20 protein-coding genes and 2 pseudogenes are annotated in these 17,167 nt (G+C 68.0%); 13 read left to right on the forward strand and 9 right to left on the reverse strand.

Annotation, left to right across the window (positions count from 1 at the left end; all coding sequences use genetic code 11):
• Window positions 1–614: 614 nt before the first annotated feature.
• Entirely contained in the window at window positions 615–989 is a 375-nt protein-coding gene (locus AB0G56_RS37255) for a hypothetical protein (RefSeq protein ID WP_360979133.1), read from the forward strand.
• 717 nt (window positions 990–1,706) lie between these two features.
• Here the strand turns inward: AB0G56_RS37255 and AB0G56_RS37260 are convergent.
• Window positions 1,707–2,183 carry a transposase gene (locus AB0G56_RS37260; protein WP_360979136.1) on the reverse strand — a complete coding sequence of 159 codons (477 nt, stop codon included), beginning with the start codon at window positions 2,181–2,183 and terminating at the stop codon, window positions 1,707–1,709.
• 691 nt (window positions 2,184–2,874) lie between these two features.
• Here AB0G56_RS37260 and AB0G56_RS37265 point away from each other — a divergent pair.
• From AB0G56_RS37265 to AB0G56_RS37280, 4 genes and pseudogenes are all read left to right on the forward strand, one after another.
• Window positions 2,875–3,252: pseudogene (locus AB0G56_RS37265) on the forward strand (alpha/beta hydrolase); the annotation flags it as partial.
• Window positions 3,253–3,318: 66 nt separating this feature from the next.
• On the forward strand, window positions 3,319–3,579 hold the full coding sequence (locus AB0G56_RS37270) for an alpha/beta hydrolase (RefSeq protein ID WP_360979139.1): 261 nt from the start codon (window positions 3,319–3,321) through the stop codon (window positions 3,577–3,579).
• Window positions 3,576–4,169, forward strand: a complete 594-nt coding sequence (locus AB0G56_RS37275) for an alpha/beta hydrolase (RefSeq protein ID WP_360979142.1) — start codon at window positions 3,576–3,578, stop codon at window positions 4,167–4,169. Before AB0G56_RS37270 ends, AB0G56_RS37275 begins: the two co-directional genes overlap by 4 nt.
• The gene (locus AB0G56_RS37280; protein ID WP_360979145.1) at window positions 4,166–4,393 is read left to right on the forward strand and encodes a hypothetical protein; all 228 of its coding nucleotides are present in this window, start codon (window positions 4,166–4,168) and stop codon (window positions 4,391–4,393) included. The genes AB0G56_RS37275 and AB0G56_RS37280 overlap by 4 nt, the downstream gene beginning before the upstream one ends.
• 9 nt (window positions 4,394–4,402) lie before the next feature.
• Here AB0G56_RS37280 and AB0G56_RS37285 read toward each other — a convergent pair whose 3' ends face one another.
• Window positions 4,403–5,431, reverse strand: a complete 1,029-nt coding sequence (locus AB0G56_RS37285) for an AsnC family transcriptional regulator (protein WP_360979148.1) — start codon at window positions 5,429–5,431, stop codon at window positions 4,403–4,405.
• A 271-nt stretch (window positions 5,432–5,702) separates the two neighbouring features.
• On the opposite strand from AB0G56_RS37285, the gene AB0G56_RS37290 reads away from it, so the two are divergent.
• The 7 genes and pseudogenes from AB0G56_RS37290 (at window position 5,703) to AB0G56_RS37320 (ending at window position 10,806) form a co-directional block, all read left to right on the forward strand.
• Complete coding sequence (locus AB0G56_RS37290; RefSeq protein WP_360979151.1) at window positions 5,703–6,368, forward strand: transposase domain-containing protein; 666 nt, start codon at window positions 5,703–5,705, stop codon at window positions 6,366–6,368.
• The gene (locus tag AB0G56_RS37295; RefSeq protein ID WP_360979154.1) at window positions 6,304–7,245 is read left to right on the forward strand and encodes a transposase; all 942 of its coding nucleotides are present in this window, start codon (window positions 6,304–6,306) and stop codon (window positions 7,243–7,245) included. Before AB0G56_RS37290 ends, AB0G56_RS37295 begins: the two co-directional genes overlap by 65 nt.
• A gap of 89 nt (window positions 7,246–7,334) precedes the next feature.
• A pseudogene (locus tag AB0G56_RS37300) lies at window positions 7,335–7,748 on the forward strand (transposase); the annotation flags it as partial.
• Entirely contained in the window at window positions 7,732–7,968 is a 237-nt protein-coding gene (locus AB0G56_RS37305) for a hypothetical protein (RefSeq protein WP_360979157.1), read from the forward strand. The pseudogene AB0G56_RS37300 and the gene AB0G56_RS37305, both read left to right, overlap by 17 nt.
• Window positions 7,969–8,062: 94 nt before the next feature.
• Window positions 8,063–8,695, forward strand: coding sequence for a DUF6461 domain-containing protein (locus AB0G56_RS37310; RefSeq protein ID WP_360979160.1), 633 nt, complete (start codon window positions 8,063–8,065; stop codon window positions 8,693–8,695).
• Between the two features lie 629 nt (window positions 8,696–9,324).
• Window positions 9,325–10,224, forward strand: coding sequence for an aminoglycoside phosphotransferase family protein (locus AB0G56_RS37315; RefSeq protein ID WP_360979163.1), 900 nt, complete (start codon window positions 9,325–9,327; stop codon window positions 10,222–10,224).
• A gap of 147 nt (window positions 10,225–10,371) precedes the next feature.
• Window positions 10,372–10,806: a hypothetical protein gene (locus AB0G56_RS37320; protein ID WP_360979166.1), complete on the forward strand. Its 435-nt coding sequence runs from the start codon at window positions 10,372–10,374 to the stop codon at window positions 10,804–10,806.
• A gap of 663 nt (window positions 10,807–11,469) precedes the next feature.
• On the opposite strand, the gene AB0G56_RS37325 is transcribed toward AB0G56_RS37320, so the two are convergent.
• Together AB0G56_RS37325 and AB0G56_RS37330 are read right to left on the reverse strand one after the other, a co-directional pair.
• Complete coding sequence (locus AB0G56_RS37325; protein WP_360979169.1) at window positions 11,470–11,889, reverse strand: VOC family protein; 420 nt, start codon at window positions 11,887–11,889, stop codon at window positions 11,470–11,472.
• Entirely contained in the window at window positions 11,886–13,127 is a 1,242-nt protein-coding gene (locus tag AB0G56_RS37330) for an IS256 family transposase (protein ID WP_360979217.1), read from the reverse strand. The genes AB0G56_RS37325 and AB0G56_RS37330 overlap by 4 nt, the downstream gene beginning before the upstream one ends.
• 383 nt (window positions 13,128–13,510) lie before the next feature.
• On the opposite strand from AB0G56_RS37330, the gene AB0G56_RS37335 reads away from it, so the two are divergent.
• A complete protein-coding gene (locus AB0G56_RS37335; RefSeq protein ID WP_360979172.1) occupies window positions 13,511–14,176 on the forward strand; it encodes a hypothetical protein in 666 nt (221 codons plus the stop codon).
• Window positions 14,177–14,316: 140 nt separating this feature from the next.
• On the opposite strand, the gene AB0G56_RS37340 is transcribed toward AB0G56_RS37335, so the two are convergent.
• The 5 genes from AB0G56_RS37340 to AB0G56_RS37360 all read right to left on the reverse strand — a co-directional run bounded on the left by AB0G56_RS37340 (window position 14,317) and on the right by AB0G56_RS37360 (window position 16,660).
• A complete protein-coding gene (locus AB0G56_RS37340) occupies window positions 14,317–15,426 on the reverse strand; it encodes an MFS transporter (protein WP_360979220.1) in 1,110 nt (369 codons plus the stop codon).
• The gene (locus tag AB0G56_RS37345) at window positions 15,390–15,671 is read right to left on the reverse strand and encodes a hypothetical protein (protein WP_360979223.1); all 282 of its coding nucleotides are present in this window, start codon (window positions 15,669–15,671) and stop codon (window positions 15,390–15,392) included. The genes AB0G56_RS37340 and AB0G56_RS37345 overlap by 37 nt, the downstream gene beginning before the upstream one ends.
• A 17-nt stretch (window positions 15,672–15,688) precedes the next feature.
• On the reverse strand, window positions 15,689–16,210 hold the full coding sequence (locus AB0G56_RS37350) for a hypothetical protein (protein ID WP_360979175.1): 522 nt from the start codon (window positions 16,208–16,210) through the stop codon (window positions 15,689–15,691).
• A gap of 84 nt (window positions 16,211–16,294) precedes the next feature.
• A complete protein-coding gene (locus tag AB0G56_RS37355) occupies window positions 16,295–16,492 on the reverse strand; it encodes a hypothetical protein (protein WP_360979178.1) in 198 nt (65 codons plus the stop codon).
• A 6-nt stretch (window positions 16,493–16,498) separates the two neighbouring features.
• Window positions 16,499–16,660, reverse strand: coding sequence for a hypothetical protein (locus tag AB0G56_RS37360; protein ID WP_360979181.1), 162 nt, complete (start codon window positions 16,658–16,660; stop codon window positions 16,499–16,501).
• Between the last annotated feature and the right edge of the window lie 507 nt (window positions 16,661–17,167).

Genomic DNA, 17,167 nt, shown 5'->3' on the forward strand with positions numbered 1-17,167 from the left:
ATTCCGCCTCCAGGGGCATTCCGTTCGGGCGGTGAACGGTCTTCTCCGGTGATGAAATGGACTCCTCAATAGGTTTAGCCGCGACGCAGGCCGGTAAGCAGCCGACGCAATCGGGCAATAAAACCACATCACGTCGGAGTGATCCGGGCATGGGTCCAGACAGCGATCCCACGCTGCCGAGGGTTTTCCCGGGTCTCGATCATTCACCGTCCTGAGTGATCACTTCTGCCGGCGCTGTGTTGGGCTGTCGCCCCTGAGCATCCCGGAACCCGAACCGTCACGGGCCGCACGAACTCTGTCACGGCGACGGTCCGGAGGGCGGCTCTCCCGGCTGTAGCTCATCGAGGGCGGGTCACCGGACTGCGGGAAGCAGGCGAGGAGCGTACGCGGTCCGTACCAACGCACTCTGAGCAATAGGCCGTTGGGCTCGCGCCACCCGACTGCGGGTGCGCCGGTACTTCTGCGACGTCGGGAGCTGTTCCCGTACGACGTTCGTCGGGCAGGGGCCGGGTCTGTCCGTGCCCTACCGCTGTTCCAGCACCGGGCCAGCGGGGTGGCCGGGGTCGATTGCGGTCGAGTTCGGCGGTCGTCCCGCCGCCCGGCTGTGCCGGTGCGTGCGGCTGACCGCGGGCCGGACGCGGCTGCTCAGGCCGGCCCTGGACAACGCGGACGGCGACCGCCTGTATGCCGTGCAGTGGAAGGAAGCCAAGCGCCACCGGGCGCAGCGTGAGGCCGCGAAGCGGGAGGCGCAACGGCCGGTGTGCACGCGCTGCGGAGCGGGGTTCACCGATGAACGCTGGCAGCTGGTGAAGCGGTCCTCGTGGCCGGAGAAGCGGGACGACCTGTGCGGGCCGTGCGTGACGGAGGCCGCCAGCGGCGCGGAGGCTGAGCGCGTCGCGCGCCGCCAGGCGGAGGAAGCCGAACGCGCGGCCGCCGAAACGCCGGCGGTGAACCCCCGCGGCCGGTTCGGCATCACACGCCGCCGGTAGCCGGGCGGCTGGTGTCTCCGGCCGGACAGACGGCCCGGCCGGAGGCGAGGATGAGCACCGCGAACAACGACGTGCAGAGCGGATCGACGGGTCCCTGGTGCGCTCGCCCCCGGCGGGGGAGTCGCCCCGGGGTGTGGTGTGAGGTCTCAGGACTGAGTTGACACTTCTGACTCATCAGACGTCATCCGCTTTCCGAACGTGATTGTTTGGTTCGGCCTGGGTGGGAATGAGTGGTGCCTCGCGGCGGGAGAGATGGGTGTGTTCGTCCGCTCTTCTCGGTCGTGGAGGTGGCTGATGCCGTCGGTGATCGGTCTGTTGGAGGCTCGGGAGAAGGGGATCCGGGAGGAGGTGGCGCGGTTGCGTGCCGCGCTCGATGAGGCGGAACGTGCGCTTCAGCGTCTGGTGGATGCCCGGGTCACGGTGACGGAGGTGCTGACCGTGGCGCCGGCCCCGGCGCCGGGGTCTTCGCTGAAGGGGGCGGTTGCGGGATCGACGGTGCCGCACCGGACCGAGGGCATGGCGGTATCCGTGCTGGCAGTGGATTACCAGCACATCGTGGAACTGCTGGAGTCGGACGTCGGGCGGGAGGGTATGCGCTGTCAGCAGCTGGCTGCGGCGCTGGGGCTCCAGGTGGTGCCGGCGAAGGTCGAGGGGGTGCGGTCGAAGACGAAACGGCTGGCGGAGCGGGGCTGGATCCGGCAGGTGCGGCCGGGAGTTTCACCGCTTTGCCGCAGAGCGGCTGAACCCTGCCGAGTGCCGGCCGGCGAGGCGGCCGCTCATGAGCATCGTCATCGACCACAGCACCATGGCCTCGTGCATGACGGGCAGCGCCTCGTAGTCCCGGACGAGACGACGTGAACGCATGAGCCAGCTGAGCGTCCTTTCCACCACCCACCTGCGCGGCAGCACCACGAACCCACTCGTGTCGTCGGTACGTCGGACGATCTCCAGGGTGAGATGGAGGTTCTCGGCCGCCCAGTCGACCAGCCGTACCGCGTATCCGCCGTCCGCCCACACCAGGCGGATCGAGAAGTACTTCGTGCGCAGCCCATCGAGCAGTCCGACAGCGGCATCGCGGTCCTGGACACTCGCCGCGGTCGCCGTGACGGCCAGGACGGGGCCGAGGCAGTCGACCACCAGGTGACGCTTGCGGCCGCCCACCTTCTTCCCGCCGTCCCAGCCGGACGTCTGCACCGCACGGTCCGCTCACCCCATGACGGGACTCGTACGGCCTCGGCCCCGACCCCACGCCCGGCGTCGGGGCCGACGTGCGCTCCGCTGAGCCGGACGGCCTCCCCTTGGGCGGAGCCCGCTGCCGGAGCCGACGCGGAACAGTCCACGACCAGCGCGCGCGTTCTCCATCCGCAGGCGCGCCGTCCGGGGAACCGGCCTGCGCGGTTACGCACGGCCGGTTGCACAGGGGGCGGGCGAGGTGATCGGCGCCGGTCGGGAAGGTGCAGCCCTCGGGGCAAGCGGTTCCGGCAGTGACGACCACGTCACCGTCGACTCCCTCGTTCGGGGTGAACGTCCCCTGTGCACTCGTGCAGGCGGATTCGCGGACGCCCCGAGGGTGCCGCCGCCGGCCCTGACAGGTTGTACGTGGCACCGCGGTGTGTCGATTTCTTGCAATCGACGGCGATTGATGTCGCGTATCCCTTGGATCGGGATGTTCGGGAGCGGCCCAGTCCACGATGAGTGCTTGTCTCGTGTCGAAGGAGCAGCACCACGCCGGACACAAGGAACAACCGTATGAGCACTCTGCACGTGAACGACATCTCCCTCTACTACGAGACCCACGGGGATGCGGAGGCCCCGCCGGTTCTACTGATCTCCGGGTTGGGCGGGGTGGGAGCGAGCTGGGGGAGGCAGACCGCGCGCTTCGCCGAGAGGTACCCCGCTGATCCTGCCGGATCAGCGGGGTACGGGGCGCACGACGAGGGCCTCCGACGGATACACCACTCGGCAGCTCGCGGCGGACATGGCCTCGCTCGTCGAGGAACTCGCTGTCGGTGCGGTCCATGTCGCCGGTTCCTCGACGGGCGGCGCGATCGCGCAGGACATGGCGCTGGACCATCCGGAGCTTGTGCGCTCGCTGACCCTGAGTTCCACCTTTGCCCGCTTTGATGCCTTCACCAGGCGGGAGTTCGAGGTGCGGCGCAGGCTCGCCGCCGAATGGGACAGGCGTGATCTGCTGTCCTGCTACTCACTGTTCCTGTTCGGTCCGCGCTACACCCGTGAGCACCCAGAGGCCGTCGTGGAGTGAATCGATCGCGCAGCCGCGCTCCCGACCCACCCCGAGGACCGGAGGATCGGCCTGGCCCGGATCGACATGATCGCGGCGCACGACACGTTCACACGACTCGGCGAGATCGTCCATCCGACGCTGGTGTTGTGCGGCGAGCACAACTTCTGCACGCCGCTTCCGCTGTCGGAGGAGCTCGTGCGCGGCATCGAGGGCGCGACGCTCACCGTCTTCGAGGAGGCGGGCGAGCTCATCGAACTGGAGCAGCCGGAGAGGTTCTTGACCGAGGTGGCTGGCTTCATCGACGGGCTGCGTGACCCGGCCCGGGGAGCGGGGTCCGGGCGATGAGACTTGAACTGCCCGACGCCACCATCGTCTACGACGACGTCGGTGAGGGCGAACCCGTGGTCTTCTTGCACGGTTCGCTGTGCGCCGAATGGCTCACGCCCCTGGCGCGCGAGCTGACGGGGTTTCGGCGCATAGCCATCCATCGTGCGGGCTACGGCGGCAGCGAGGACCGCACGAGCGGGGTCGGCGTGCCCGAGCAGGCCGCCCGGTGTGCCGCGGTTCTGGCGGAGCTGGGGGTGCCGCGTGCCCACTGGGTGGGGCATTCCGCGGGGGCCGACATCGCACTGCACCTGGCCCATTCCCGCCCGGACCTGGCTGCCTCGCTGGTCCTCCTGGAGCCCGCGCTGCCCCGGGCGGACGACGAGCCCGCGAGTACGGCAATGCCGGCCGCGATCGCCGAGGCCAGAACCGGTGCATGGGAAGCGGCGTTCCACACCTTTCTCACCGGGTGTGCGGGCCGGACGTGCGCCGTCTGTTCGCGGACCGGCTCGGCGAAGAGGGGCTCTCCGAAGCCGTCGGAAGCAGCCGCCACTTCTTCACCCGGGAATCGGTCGCGTTCGCCGACTGGCAGTTCGGCGCACAGCAGATGAGCGCGGTACGCGCGCCGGCGCTGCTCGTCGTCGCAGGCGGGGGAGACCGGCTCGGCACGCCTCACCGGGCACGCGCCACCGCCATCGCCGCCCATCTCCCGCGCGCCGAGACGCTGGTCGTCGACGATCTCACCCACGCCATGCCGCTGGAGGACCCGGTGTTGACGGCTCGCATCATCAGCGAGTTCGTCACCCGCCACCGGCTGTCCGAGTCGGCCGGTTGAGACACCGGGTCACCGTGCGTCGGGGCGCGGTGACCCGGCTCGGAGCGGTGCGTGCCGCGGCGCGTGCTCCGGCGGACGGGAGAAGAAGGCGACGGCGCCCTTGACCGGGCGCAGGGCCGTCACCGTCTCGACGTCCCGCAGTCCGGGCAGCCGCCCCACGACCGACGTCAGGAACCGCCACAGAGCGGACGTGTCCCGCGTGGCGACGCTGGCGAACAGGTTGCTGGTCCCGGTGATCCCGGCGGCGAACGCCACTTCGGGACTCGCGGCAAGCACGGCCCCTGCGGCGAGAAGTGCGTCGATCTCGATCGTGAGCCACAACATGGTACGCACCGACGCGTCGAAGGCGGCGAGGTCGATGTCGACATCGAAATGCAGAACACCGCTGGCCCGCAGCTCGTGCAGTCGGCGGTGGACCGTGCTCGCCGACGCGGTCGTGGCGGCCGTCAGTTCCTCGACCGACGCCCGTCCGTCGGCTCGCAGCACCTCCAGCATGCGACCGCTCGTCTCATCCATCTTCGGCGGCGGTCCGAGCGCGGGAGGAACGTGCCGCGCGAGCTGGGTCGTCTGGCTCTCCGTGAGAGGCCCCCGCTTGGTGAACGGCTGACCGGCACCGCCATAGAAGACGTGCAGCACTTCATGCGCCCCCACATCGAGGATGTGACGAGTACGTGGCACCCCCTCGAAGAGCAGTGACTCGACGCTGTCGCCAGAGGCTGACGCCACGATCTCCGTCCCGCCCGAACACAGACTGATCCAGCTGGGGTCCGAACGCCTTCCCAGGGCATCAGCGATCTCCGCCGCAGCTTGGGGAGCAGCCCGGACGCGCAGAACCCACTGCCGCTCGTGCAGCACTACCAGATCGGTGAGCGCAAGCACGCGCAGGCCAAGAGCACCGGACAACCTGCCGAATCGCCGCGCGACGGTCTGGTCGGAGACCCCGAGCACCTCGCCGATACGCCGGAACGGGGCGCGTCCGTCGATCTGCAAGGCATGGATCACCGCCCGGTCGAGTTCGTCAATGCCGTCCCGCTTCATGTCGGCAACGCTAACCTCGCGCTTTCACGAGGTGGGCGGTCCAAGAGCTGATCAGAAACACGGAGAGTGCTCCTGACCTGCAATGCCGGTGATTTAGGGCATCAGTGCAGGTAGGGCGCGTGACGACGACTGTTCTGGGTGGGTAGACCCTGGGCTGCACAGGCGGTCCGCCACGATCTGATGATGCGCCAGGTGATCTCGGGACAGGGCAACGGGGCTCCCGGTAGGACAGGAGATCGACCAAGATCCGACTGTCTGCGAGGGAGCCCCGTTGGGCACTCAGTCTGCCATCGCTGTTGCCCCAGCTATCACCACGGCGGTCCGTCCGGTGCCATCTCGAAGTGCCCGAAGGCGGTCGGAACCGCAGTTCGGCGACCGGATCAGGCTCGGTGTACTCACCGAGGAGATCACACCCGAAGTAGTCGACGAAGTACTGGAGTTGACCGGAAGGGCCGAGCGCCGCCGCAGGCTTCTCCCGGCCCGCGCGGTGGTCTACTTCGTCCTGGCTCTGTGCCTGTTCAGCAGCTCCGACAGCGCTGGGCCGCCGGGATACCGGGCGGTCCTGCGGGCCCTGACCGAGAAACTGCGGCACCTGCCGGGCGGGCTCGTTCAGCGCCTGCCCACCAGTTCGGCCCTCACTCGAGCCCGCCAGCGCCTGGGAGACAAGCCCTTGCAGGCCCTCTTCGAACGCCGGTGCGGCGCCCAGGCGACACCCACGACCCCGGGAGCATTCGCCTTCGGTTTGCGGCTGGTCGCCTGGGACGGCACCGCGCTGGACGTACCGGACAGCCCCGAGAACGCCGCCACGTTCGGATTCACCGGCCGTGACGGCACCAACAAGAGCGGAAACCCCCAGGTCAGGCTGATGGACCTTGATCGAGTGCGGCACCCACGCCGTCATCGACGCGGCCTTCGACTCGATCGCCAGGTTCAGTGAGCACAAGCTCGCCCGCCGCCTGCTGGCCTCCCTGCGGCCCGGCATACTGCTGCTGGCCGACCGCAACTTCGCCGGCCACGAGCTGTGGGGCCTGGTCGAGGCGACCGGCTGCCACCTCGCCTGGCGGATCAAGAAGAACCTCGTCCTGCCGCCGCTGTGGGTCCTGCCCGACGGCTCGTACGTGTCCGTCATGCCCACTCCCGCCGAGGGCCAGCGCCTGGGCAACGCCCGCTTCCAGGGCCGCACCCCGACAGGGCTGCCCGACGGACACCTCGTGCGCATCATCGACTACACCGTCACCGTCCGGCCCCAGCACGGGCCGGTGCAGGTGGAGAAGATTCGCCTCGCGACCAGCCTGCTCGACCACCGGCAAGCGCCCGCACGGCAGTTGGCCCAGCTCTACCATCAGCGCTGGGAGATCGAGAACGGCTTCGCCGAACTCAAAAACCCCCTGCGGGGCTCCGGCTTCATCCTGCGGTCCAAGACCCCCGAGCTGATCTGCCAGGAAATCTACGCACTGCTCACCGTCTACCAGGCACTGTGCGCGCTCAAAGTCCGCGCAGCCGAACAGGGAGAGACCGATCCCGACCGAATCTCCTTCACCACGACCGTGCGGCTCGCCCGGCTCACCACCGCCGGACAGACCGCAGCGAACCCGCAGACCCTGTGCGCCGCCCGACTCGAAGTCGTCCAGGAACTCCTCAACGACCGCCTGCCCCCACGCCGCGACCGCCGCTGCCAACGACTGAAGAAACCATCGCGGAACACGTTCGAAGCCAAACGCCGGGACGAGCCCCGCCCGCCCAGCCGCGTCAGCTACTCACTCAAAGTCACACGGAACCCGGGACACCCACCCTCACCTGCGGAAAAGTCCTAAATCACCGGCATTGTCCTGACCTGCAAAGATAGGACTTGCTGAGGGTCCTGTTGGCTGCAAGGAAAAGAGCACTTTCCAGGTGAGAGACTATCGCGTCGTACCCACGTGTCCGTGTCCAGGGGGACGGCCGACAGGTGGTCTCGCAGGCAGGTTCGGTCCTGCTGGTGGAGACGATCCGCAAGACCGGTCTCGACCGGGCGATATCCGCCGCGCTGGCGCCCTGGCGGAAGCAGCGGGCCGTCCACGATCCCGGGAAGATTCTCCTCGACCTCGCGCTGACGGTCGCGATGGGCGGAGACTGCCTGGCCGATGTCGCCATGCTGCGGGCCGAGCCGGCCGTCTTCGGCCCGGTGGCCTCCGACCCGACGGTCTCTCGCTTGGTCGACACTCTCGCAGCCTGCGGCGACAAGGCGTTGAGAGCAATCCGCGCCGCCCGAGCCGAAGTGCGCGAACATGTCTGGCCGTTGTCCCTCGAGACGGCGCCTGATGCGGGCGGGACGGTCACGCAAGCTGTACGACGACGAGCGCAAGGCCGGCCCTACGTGGAAGGAAGTCTGCGGCCGGTCGGCCATATCCGGCCGGATCAACTCCACCTCCATGAGCCGTCCCCCCAACTTCGCCAAGCAGTACCGGCTGCTCGACCAGGACCTGCACTTCGTCAGGACCCCTGGCTTCGACAAGTGCGACGCGAGCAAGGCGGTCGTGAAGTGCGACATCAGGTAACCCTGTAAAAAGACAAACCCCGCCACACGACAAACGGGCGTCTGCGGGGGGCGGTGCTATGCGCCGTCCCCCGCTTCCCCGCAGGAGACACGAGATGCACGACGGAATTACCTGGATCGCCCACAGCAACATTTCCTGGCTCGGCTACTGCATCACGCTGGCACGCGGCATGGAGCCCGAAGAACTCGTCCGCCGCCTCGCAGGAGAAAAGGCCCCTGCCCCACTGGGTCAGCGCACCGCTGCAGAGCTCGAGAGGTATCTCAGCCAACGGGACCAAGAGAGGGGCAACGCCGGCACCATCGCCGTGCGGTACGGCGCCGTCGCCGACCTGGCCTTCGCCATAGCGGACGGCCACTGGCCAGGAGAGATGGATCTGGGAATTTCCGACGGCCTGTCCCAGGACGGTGCCCACGTCTTCCGGCTGTACTACGAGAAGGAAAACCCCAAGCTCCCCCCTCCCACGTTCAGCTACTTCCACGACGGACGCTACATGTGCGGATTCGACATGTACATGTATACGTGGTCCGTGGAGATCACAGGGGCACACCCCGGCCTGGTAAAGGAAGCCGTCCTGACGGCGGGCATCCCGGGCGAAACGGAGCGAGACGTCGCACACACAAAATCCCTGGCCATCGTAGAAAACCAGTTCCAGCTCACCCTTCCACGGGGACAGGTCTTGGACGAGGCGCTGCCCACGGCGTTGATCAGGGGCCAGACCGCTGGATGACCTCGTCAGACCGCCGCCTTGGGGGCCCCGGGCCTCCGGGTGCGATCCGAGCGTCATGAACTGGGCGCTGACGAACTCGTACAGGCGGTCCTGGCGCCGGTGGTCGCTGCCCACTCCTGCCGAACCCCTGTCGTTCGTCTCGCACCGACCCAAACGAGTCGTCGGAACCATCAACCGCGGCTGGGCAGGGGGTACTCCGGCGTCACAGTGCTGACGCGCGAGCAAGGACACAAGCTGGCGACTACGGGGAGACCAGCCCGGGGTGCAAAACGCGGCAGATGACTACATGTTGCACCGCGACGATCTGCGGCGTTGCGTCGCCGGAGTGCACGCGGCTCCACCCGGGCGAACCGCCCCGCCACCTTCGCCGTCAGGCTGTCGAACACCGGCTGCCAACGGGCAGGGTCTACGCTCTGACCTGCGGCCGTCTTCTGATCTTCTTGTGTCGACACGACTCACGATGGTCAACGGTGGCTGTCTTCGTCTACAGACCGGCTATGCCCATCACGATCAAGGCCGGCTCCAGCCCACACGCCGGGACATGGAAAACCGGGTGACAGGCGACCTCCGACGCACTGAGATGGCCCCAACTGCCTGCCGCACGGGCGGGCGCGCTCCAGGAGCTGCTCTTGTCAACTGAGAGAAGCGCGGCCACCGACCCCGCGATCGATGCCGCACTGGTGCGGCGCCTGGTCGAAACGCAGTTCCCTCAGTGGGTCGCTCAACCTCTGGAACTGCTCGACCCGGCCGGCTCGGACCACGTGATCTACCGGTTGGGTGAGGAGCTGGCTGTCCGGCTGCCGCGTCATATCGGCGCCATCGGACAGGCCAGGAAGGAGTCCGAGTGGCTGCCTCGGCTCGCGCCGCACCTGCCACTGGCTGTCCCGGTTCCAGTGGGGGCAGGGGAGCCCGGCTTCGGCTATCCGTGGCCGTGGGCGGTGTCCCGCTGGGTGGACGGCGAAGTGGCGACCGTCGAGGCACTGGCCGACTCGCCCGATGCCGCCGTCGAACTGGCAGAGTTCCTGGCCGCCCTTCAGCGTTTCGAGCCCGGGGAGCTCCCGGCCCAGGGCGCCCGTGAGGATCTTACTGGGCAGCCACTGGCCGCACGGGATCAGGCGACGCGGGCCGCTATCGCGGAGGTCGACGGCGTGTTCGACGCTGCGGCCATGACCGAGCTGTGGAACGCAGCGATCAGCGCCCCCGAATGGGATGGTCCTCCGGTCTGGTTCCACGGAGACTTCCACACCGGAAACCTGCTGACCGTCGACGGCCGCCTCAGCGCAGTCATCGACTTCGGCGGGCTCGGTATCGGCGACCCAGCCTGCGACCTGATGATCGCTTTCACGCTGATGTCGCCTGGGAGCCGGGCCGCTTTCCGCGCCGCGCTCGGCGTGAACGACGCCACCTGGACCCGAGGCCGCGGCTGGGCACTGACCACGGCCCTCAGCGCATACACCCACTACGCCACCGTCAACCCCCAGGTCGCCGCGCAGACCACCCGGCAGATCACTGAGGCCCTCATCGGCTAGGACCTGTCCGGGCGATCTCTGCGCCGCCGACCATGCTCGGGACGCCGCAAATCCGGGAAGTCAGCCTGAGCCCAGTGCCAAGCCCGGGTGTTGTCAGTGTCCGCCGCTAGCGTTTGGCCGTTCACGATCTACAGGGAGGGAGGCTCGATGGGCGCCAGTGGATGGGACTACGTCACCAGGTACGACGGGGACGTCGAGGCGGCTTTGGCAACTTTGCAGGCCAGGGTGTTTCAGGAGGAGTACGGCGACGGTGCCAACTACCAATGCCTGGAGGACCTGTATGAGGATGAGGAGTTCATGGGGACAGAGGGCACCCATACGATCCTCGACGTCGACAGGGTCGTTGCCACAGATGCTCCGCCGGTGCCGTCTCGTGTCTCTGACTACGGCACCCTGCGCCCTCTGACACTCAGCCGGGTGGTTCACCATTTCGGTACCGACCGCCCTACTGTCGAGCAGTACGAGGAGCACGTGCGGAGCCTGTTCGACGAGTGTCGGATGCGGTGGACCGGCTATTACGTCATCCTCTACTCCAACGCCAAGCCCACCCACCTGGGAATCTTCGGCTTCTCGGGCGATTAGGACTCGTCCGGTCAGTCAGGTGACTGCCTCGTGTCCGGGTCGTTGATGCAGATATGGGCGGCGTGATCTCAACGCCGTCGTAGACGATCGGCAGCTCGTGGGGGGCCACGTGCTGGAACTGGTGCATGCGCTGGGTCATCAGGTCGTGGATGACGCCGAGGGCTGTCGGGTAGTCGCAGCCGAAGAAGTCCACTTCCAAGAGCAGCGGGGCAGACCGACACTGCCGGAACTCTCCCGATCGACCAGCTTGGGACGGCTGTCGAGCTATCGCGTGTGTTCCCGGAGTCCGGCTGCCGCGGTCTCGAGGGAGGCGAAGAACTGCCAGTGGGGACGGATGCCGGTCTCTGGCTGTCCCGACCAGCTCAACGCGACCAGCGCCCAGCGGATCGGCTCTTCGGTAACCTTGAAGAGCAGGTGGTCTCGTTGGCTGCAGTGTGCAACTGCCGTCAGCGGACGCTCCGCGAGCGGGTGGCTCGGCTTGAGGTCGGCTGCGACCTCCGTGACGAGTTCGGCCTCGAAGACGGCACGGTCGTTTCCTGAGACGAGGACCCAGCCAGTCGGCAGGTCGACATCCGTTCCTGCCGGGTCAGCCTGGCGTGCTTCCTCGACAAGGGCGCGGAGCTCGGCGGCGAGTAATCGTCAAGACCTGTGGATCGGTTGATCTCACTTTCGTTCAGGTGAGTTGATCGCGACGAGTTCGACTTCGAAGCCGTCGTCGTTCTCCAGGTAGGCGGCGTAGTGCTGTCCGCCGCCGGCGTAGGGATGCTGCTCGGGGAACATCAGGTGCCAGCCGTGGTGGGCGGCATCGGCCACCAGCTTCTCGAGCGTGATGGCGTCTTCGACGTGGAAGGCCAGGTGGTTCAGCCCTGGGCGGCAGCGGTCGTGCTCGTCGGCGGTCAGAGCCGGCGACTGCTCGATGACCAGGTAGATCGGCCCGAGCCGCCAGCTACGTCCGCCTTCCCAGCTCTGGAAGAGGGCATACCCCAGCACCTCCAGCAGCCAGCCGAGCGAGACGAGCGCGCGATGGAGGTCCGGCACCCACAGCTCGACGTGATGCAGCATGCCGTGCGACGGCCGACTCATGCAGCGACCGCCTCAGGGCGTTCGACGAGCTGGCCGCGTTCGAAGCGGGCTCCGGCGCGGACGAGGGCGACGAGGTGGGGGGCGTTCACCGCGCGCCACCGTTGCTGGGCTGACTCGACGAGCTTGAAGACCATGGCCAGGGCGGCGGTGCGGGAGCCGGCGCCGCGGGCGACCTTGGTCCGAAGCTTCACGGTGGAGAAGGTCGACTCGATCGGATTCGTGGTCCGCAGGTGGATCCAGTGCTCGGCCGGGAAATCGTAAAACGCCAGCAGCTGGTCCTGGCCATCAGTGATCTTCTTGACAGCCTTGGGGAACTTCGCGCCGTAGAGCTGGGCAAACGTCTTGATCGCCGCCTCGGCATGGTCGCGGTCCTCGGCGTTGTAGATGTCCTGGATGGCCTTCTTCGTGCCCGGCTGCGCAGACTTCGGCATGGAGTCGAGGACATCGGCCGTTTTGTGAACCCAGCACCTTTGCTCGCGAGTGGCGGGGAACACCTCGGCCAGGGCCTTCCAGAAGCCCAGAGCTCCGTCGCCGACTGCGAGGACCGGGGCGCGCATGCCACGGCGGGCACAGTCGCGCAGCAGGTCGGCCCAGGACTCGCCCGACTCGCGGTAGCCGTCCCTGAGGGCGACGAGTTCCTTGGAGCCGTCGGCGCGGGCCCCGATGAGCACCAGGACGCAGGCTTTGGCCTCCTCCAGGCGGACGTTGAGGTGGATGCCGTCGGCCCACACGTACACGTAGTCGACTTCCGACAGGTCGCGGTCCATGAACGCCGTATGGTCGGCCTGCCATTGCTGTGTGAGCCGGGTGACCGTGGCCGGGGAGAGCCCGGCCGCACTGCCTAGGAACTGCTCCAAGGCCGGGACGAAATCGCCCGAGGACAGTCCGTGCAAGTAGAGCAGCGGCAGCACCTCGCTGATCTTCGGGGACTTGCGGCACCACGGCGGCAGGATCGCGGAAGAGAACCGCTTACGCTCGCCCGTGCTCTCGTCGACCCGCTTGTCGTTCACCCGCGGGGCCTTCACCTCCACCACCCCGGCCGCGGTGGTGACTTCCCTGGCCTGGTGGTAGCCGTTGCGGACCACGAGCCGACGGCCGGTCTCGTCCCGCTGAGCTGCCAACTCGGCTGGATACGCGTTCACTTCGACTTCCAGGGCCGCCGCGAGCATGCGCCTCGCGCCTTCCCGGACGATCTCGTCGATCAGGGAGCCGGACTCGGTGGAGCCGTCGGCGTTCACTACGCTGCGTGCCTTCCCGACCGGTGCTGCGAACACCGGCCTATTCGATGACCATCAGTCGATCACTCGGGAAGGTACGCCCTCCGCGTGCTCCCCGAGCTCGATCCACAGGTCTTGAGCATGGCTCGACCGGGAATCGGCCGGTGCTGTGTTCGGTGAACCTCCTTCGCGGTGCGCTCTATAGCGCATGAGGGTGTGGGGCGGAGGTGTAACGGGGCCGTTGTCACTCGTCCAAGTGAGCGAAGGGGCGCGCGCCGGGTGTCGGCTTTAGCGTCTCATCCGTCGCGCCTGTCACGGGCGTTTGCGTGAACTGCTTTGTGTGGGACGGTACTTGACGTCGCGGAGGCTGGTGCAGTGATCACTGCCTGGTTATCGGTTTGCTCGTGGCCTTGGTGTCGGCTCCGGTGACGGTGGACGGCGATGCTCCTGGGGCCGGGGATGACGGTCTGGGGCGGCACCGGGACGAGCTGCGTCCCGCCGCGGTACGTGAGTTGCTGCGGCTGCGTGGGGCGGGGGAGTTGACGACGGCGCATGTACGGCTGGTCGCTGATGCAGTGGGTGTGCATAAGCGGACGGTGTGGGTCTGGCTCGCGCAGGCGGAGCGGACGGGCAGTGTGGAGAAGCTGGAGCGGCGCCGGTTCACGATCACCGATGAGGTGATCGAGGGCCTCGCCGATTACCAGGGCAACGTGAAACGCGCTCACGAGCACTTGGTGCGCGTCGCGAAGAAGGCGGGCGTCAAGCCGGTCGGTCTGACGACGCTGCACGATGCGATCGCCCGTGATCTCGATCCGGGTTTCATGGCGGGCCTGCGCGAGGGGATTCCGGCGACCCGCGGGTTCGATCGATGTTTTCAGCGGCCGCAGGTGGCGCGGAACGAGGTGTGGGAGGGGGATCACAAGCAGGCCGAGACGGTGGTGATGATGCCGGACAAGCCCGCCCCGCCCCGGCGGAATCCGCGAACAGACCACCCGCCAGCGCTCGTACAAGCTTTGACGCCCGGGCGCCGGGGGCGCACGCATCGGGCGCCCGCGCCCAGCGTATGGTGACCGGCCCACCCCCGCGACCTGCGAGGGGGTACCCCCATGGGTACACGAAAGTGTGCGCCGCTCCGGCTCGTGCCGGAGCGGCGCACACCACGGGGGAGCTACCGCGTCTGGGGCGGCCCAGGTACGGTGGTTCGGTCGGCTCACACTCCTGAGAACTCGGGCTCGGGCTCGGGAACGGTACGGCTCTCAGGCAGGTTACGCATGGTGCGCAGCGGGGAGAAGAAGACCCACAGGGCAGCGCTCCAGGTGCCGAGGACGCAGATCCACAGTGCGGTGCGCAGGCCGAGCGTGCTGGCGAGGCCGCCGCCGGTTAGGGAGCCCAGTGGGATTGCCCCGTAGCAGATCCAGAGGACCGAGGCGTTGACCCTGCCGAGCATGTGGGCCGGGGTGACGCGTTGCCGGTATGAAGTGGCGGCGACGCTGTACAGCACGATGTTGGCGGAGAACGCAGCGAGCCCGATGCCGTACAGCAGGACTCCCCAGCCGGGCTGGGCGAGCGGCATGCAGAGGTACAGCGGGCCGGGGGCGACCATGGCCACCCAGATGATCCGGGCGCTGCCCACCCGCTCCGAGATGCGCCGGGACAGCGCGCCGATGACCAGACCGCCGACGGCGCTGATGCTGTACACGACGCCGACGAGCCACGAGGGGGCGTCCAGCTCGCGCACCATGAAGGTGACTTCGATGGCCCCGGAGGCCATGACGAAGAAATTGGACGTCGTGCTGCACAGCAGCAGGCTGCGCAGGATCGGGTGCCGGCTGATGAAGACGATCCCTTCCGTAAGCTCGGCGCGCAGCGGCCTGCGCTCCTCAGGGGCCCCGGCCGACCGGTCGACGGGCTCGGCCCGGATCATCCACAGCGTGACGGCACTGGTCAGGTACGCCAAGGCGTTGGCGAAGAAGGTCCTGGCGGCGCCAAGGACCCCGATCAGCACACCTCCGATCGAGGGGCCGACCAGCTCGCCCAGGTCCTGGCTCATGGTGAGCTTGGCGTTCCCGTCGACGAGCTGGTGCTCCGTCAGCAGGCGTGGCAGCGTCGACCGGTAGGCCACGTTGAACAGGACCGTCAGTACGCCGCAGGTCAGGATGAGGCCGTGCAGGAAAGCGAGGCTGAGCACCCCGGCGAGCGAGGCCAGAGGCAGCGACAGCAACAGGGTCATGCGGCCCAGGTCGCAGGCGATCATCAGCTTGCGCTGGTCGACCCGGTCGGCGATCAGTCCGGCCGGCAGCGAGATGAGCAGGTACGGCAGCCAGCCAGGGTGGTCAGGAGCGAGATCTGGAAGAGGCTCGCGTCGAGCGTCTCGGCGGCGAGCAGCGGAACCGCGACACTGGATATGCGGGAACCCAGCTCGGCGACAGTCTGACCGCCCCACAGCAGCAGGAAGTTCCCGCTGCGCCACACTGTCTGGCGATCGGCCTGTTCGGGCCGTTCCTCGGTCGTCGCTTCTTGCGTCACTGTTCCGCCCGTCCATTCCTGTACGTACGTGATGTTCATGCCGTGCGGCTGCCGGCTCAATGAGAGGTGGGTCGCAGCCCCCGGCGCCAGAAGCCGCCGATGGTCCAGGGGACACCGGTTGACTTGAAGAACGCGGCGATCTGCTCGTCCACCCGGCGTGCTCGCGCGGGCACCATGACCGAGGCTTGGCCGCCGCGGCCGATGTAGGCGTCGACGGTGTCCAGCGTCTCGTCGACGTCCTGCCCCGGCTCAGTGCCCGGAAGGTGGATGGTGTCCACGGCGGCCTGGAAGGCTGCCCGGACCGTCGGCTCCGGCACCGGCAGACCCTCTCCGAATAGGAAGAGGGCCACGTCCGCCGGTCGCTTCCCTCGCCCGGACAGCCGGGCCAGACCGAGCACCAGAGCGAAGCCAGCGGCCACCGGCTGCGAGGTACTGCCCTGGCCGCGGCCGAGCCCTGCGCCATGCGCGTTCGCCGGGAGCAGCCCGTGGCGCCTCCACCTGCCCAACTGCTTGCCCGTCACCGTGAAGTCGTGCTCACGCGCGTGATCGATGAGCTGCTGGTCCGCCCGGCTGGGCACCGCGCCATACACGTCGTTTCTCCAGGACAGCGCGCACTTTGCCATGCCCGCGCCGGCGGGCGGGCCGGGTTGCGGGGATCCACCTCAGTCGGCGCGGCGCACCATGTAGGCGGTGCCGACCGTTTCGGGTGTGGCGGAATCCGCCAGGACGGCGAGGCGCGGGGCTGCCGTGGTGAGGCGGAACGCCTTCGTCACCGGCTGCGTGCAGTCGAGGCGCCTGACGGCCCTGGCGGTGCCGGAGACGGCCGTGAACGTGACCGTGCCGTCTCCTGCGCAGGTCACCTCCACTCACAGCGCGGTTCCGGACTCGATGGTCTCGTCCAGGTTCTGTCCGGGGATCGCGAGCGTCCCGGACGCTATGAAGCCGTCGCCGTCCGTGCTCGGAGGGCCGGTGCTGCCGAGCAGGCGGCGGGCCTTGTTGTCGAGCCGCTCATGGTCGGGCTGGGACACCCACTGCGCAGGGGATGTGGCCGGAGTGCTGGCGGTCGTCTTCTTCGATGAGGAAGCCTTTGGCGTCTCGGCCGAGCCGGCAGGCCGGTGTTGCGGCTGTCAGGAGTGCGATGACGGCCAGGGCCGTGGTGATACGGCGGGTGCGACGGTACATGGGGTCCCCTGATGAGCGCGAGCCGGACCGGGCGGGTGCGCGGAACCCCGTGATCATCCCTTGCAGATCCCCGAACCGGAAGTACCTGCCCAGGCCAGTGGCACAGATCGTGCCCCCACCGTTCCCTGTCTCCCCTGGCGTATGCGCGATTTATGTGCGGTCGGCCATGTGTCCTTGTCCCGCTCAGCCAGGCTGAGTCTTCGGTACGACGCAACACTCGATTTCACCAAGAAAGCAGACGTACAACTGCACTGATTCCGAGAGAAGTTGGAAAAGGCTCGCTGACTGGCAAGGCCCGACTCCGGGAACCACCGCCTGAGACTCCGTCTGTTCACCGTCGTCGGCCAGCTCGT

This window comes from Streptomyces sp. NPDC021356, assembly GCF_040641015.1.
Taxonomy (GTDB): domain Bacteria; phylum Actinomycetota; class Actinomycetes; order Streptomycetales; family Streptomycetaceae; genus Streptomyces.

Bases quoted from the DNA above. Each gene is read 5' to 3' on its own strand.
- AB0G56_RS37320 (WP_360979166.1), top strand. From the start codon at position 10,372: ATGGGCGCCAGTGGATGGGACTACGTCACCAGGTACGACGGGGACGTC.
- AB0G56_RS37280 (WP_360979145.1), top strand. From the start codon at position 4,166: ATGAGCGCGGTACGCGCGCCGGCGCTGCTCGTCGTCGCAGGCGGGGGA.
- AB0G56_RS37285 (WP_360979148.1), bottom strand. From the start codon at position 5,431: ATGAAGCGGGACGGCATTGACGAACTCGACCGGGCGGTGATCCATGCC.
- AB0G56_RS37310 (WP_360979160.1), top strand. From the start codon at position 8,063: ATGCACGACGGAATTACCTGGATCGCCCACAGCAACATTTCCTGGCTC.
- AB0G56_RS37305 (WP_360979157.1), top strand. From the start codon at position 7,732: ATGCGGGCGGGACGGTCACGCAAGCTGTACGACGACGAGCGCAAGGCC.
- AB0G56_RS37345 (WP_360979223.1), bottom strand. From the start codon at position 15,671: ATGAACATCACGTACGTACAGGAATGGACGGGCGGAACAGTGACGCAA.
- AB0G56_RS37275 (WP_360979142.1), top strand. From the start codon at position 3,576: ATGAGACTTGAACTGCCCGACGCCACCATCGTCTACGACGACGTCGGT.
- AB0G56_RS37325 (WP_360979169.1), bottom strand. From the start codon at position 11,889: ATGAGTCGGCCGTCGCACGGCATGCTGCATCACGTCGAGCTGTGGGTG.
- AB0G56_RS37270 (WP_360979139.1), top strand. From the start codon at position 3,319: ATGATCGCGGCGCACGACACGTTCACACGACTCGGCGAGATCGTCCAT.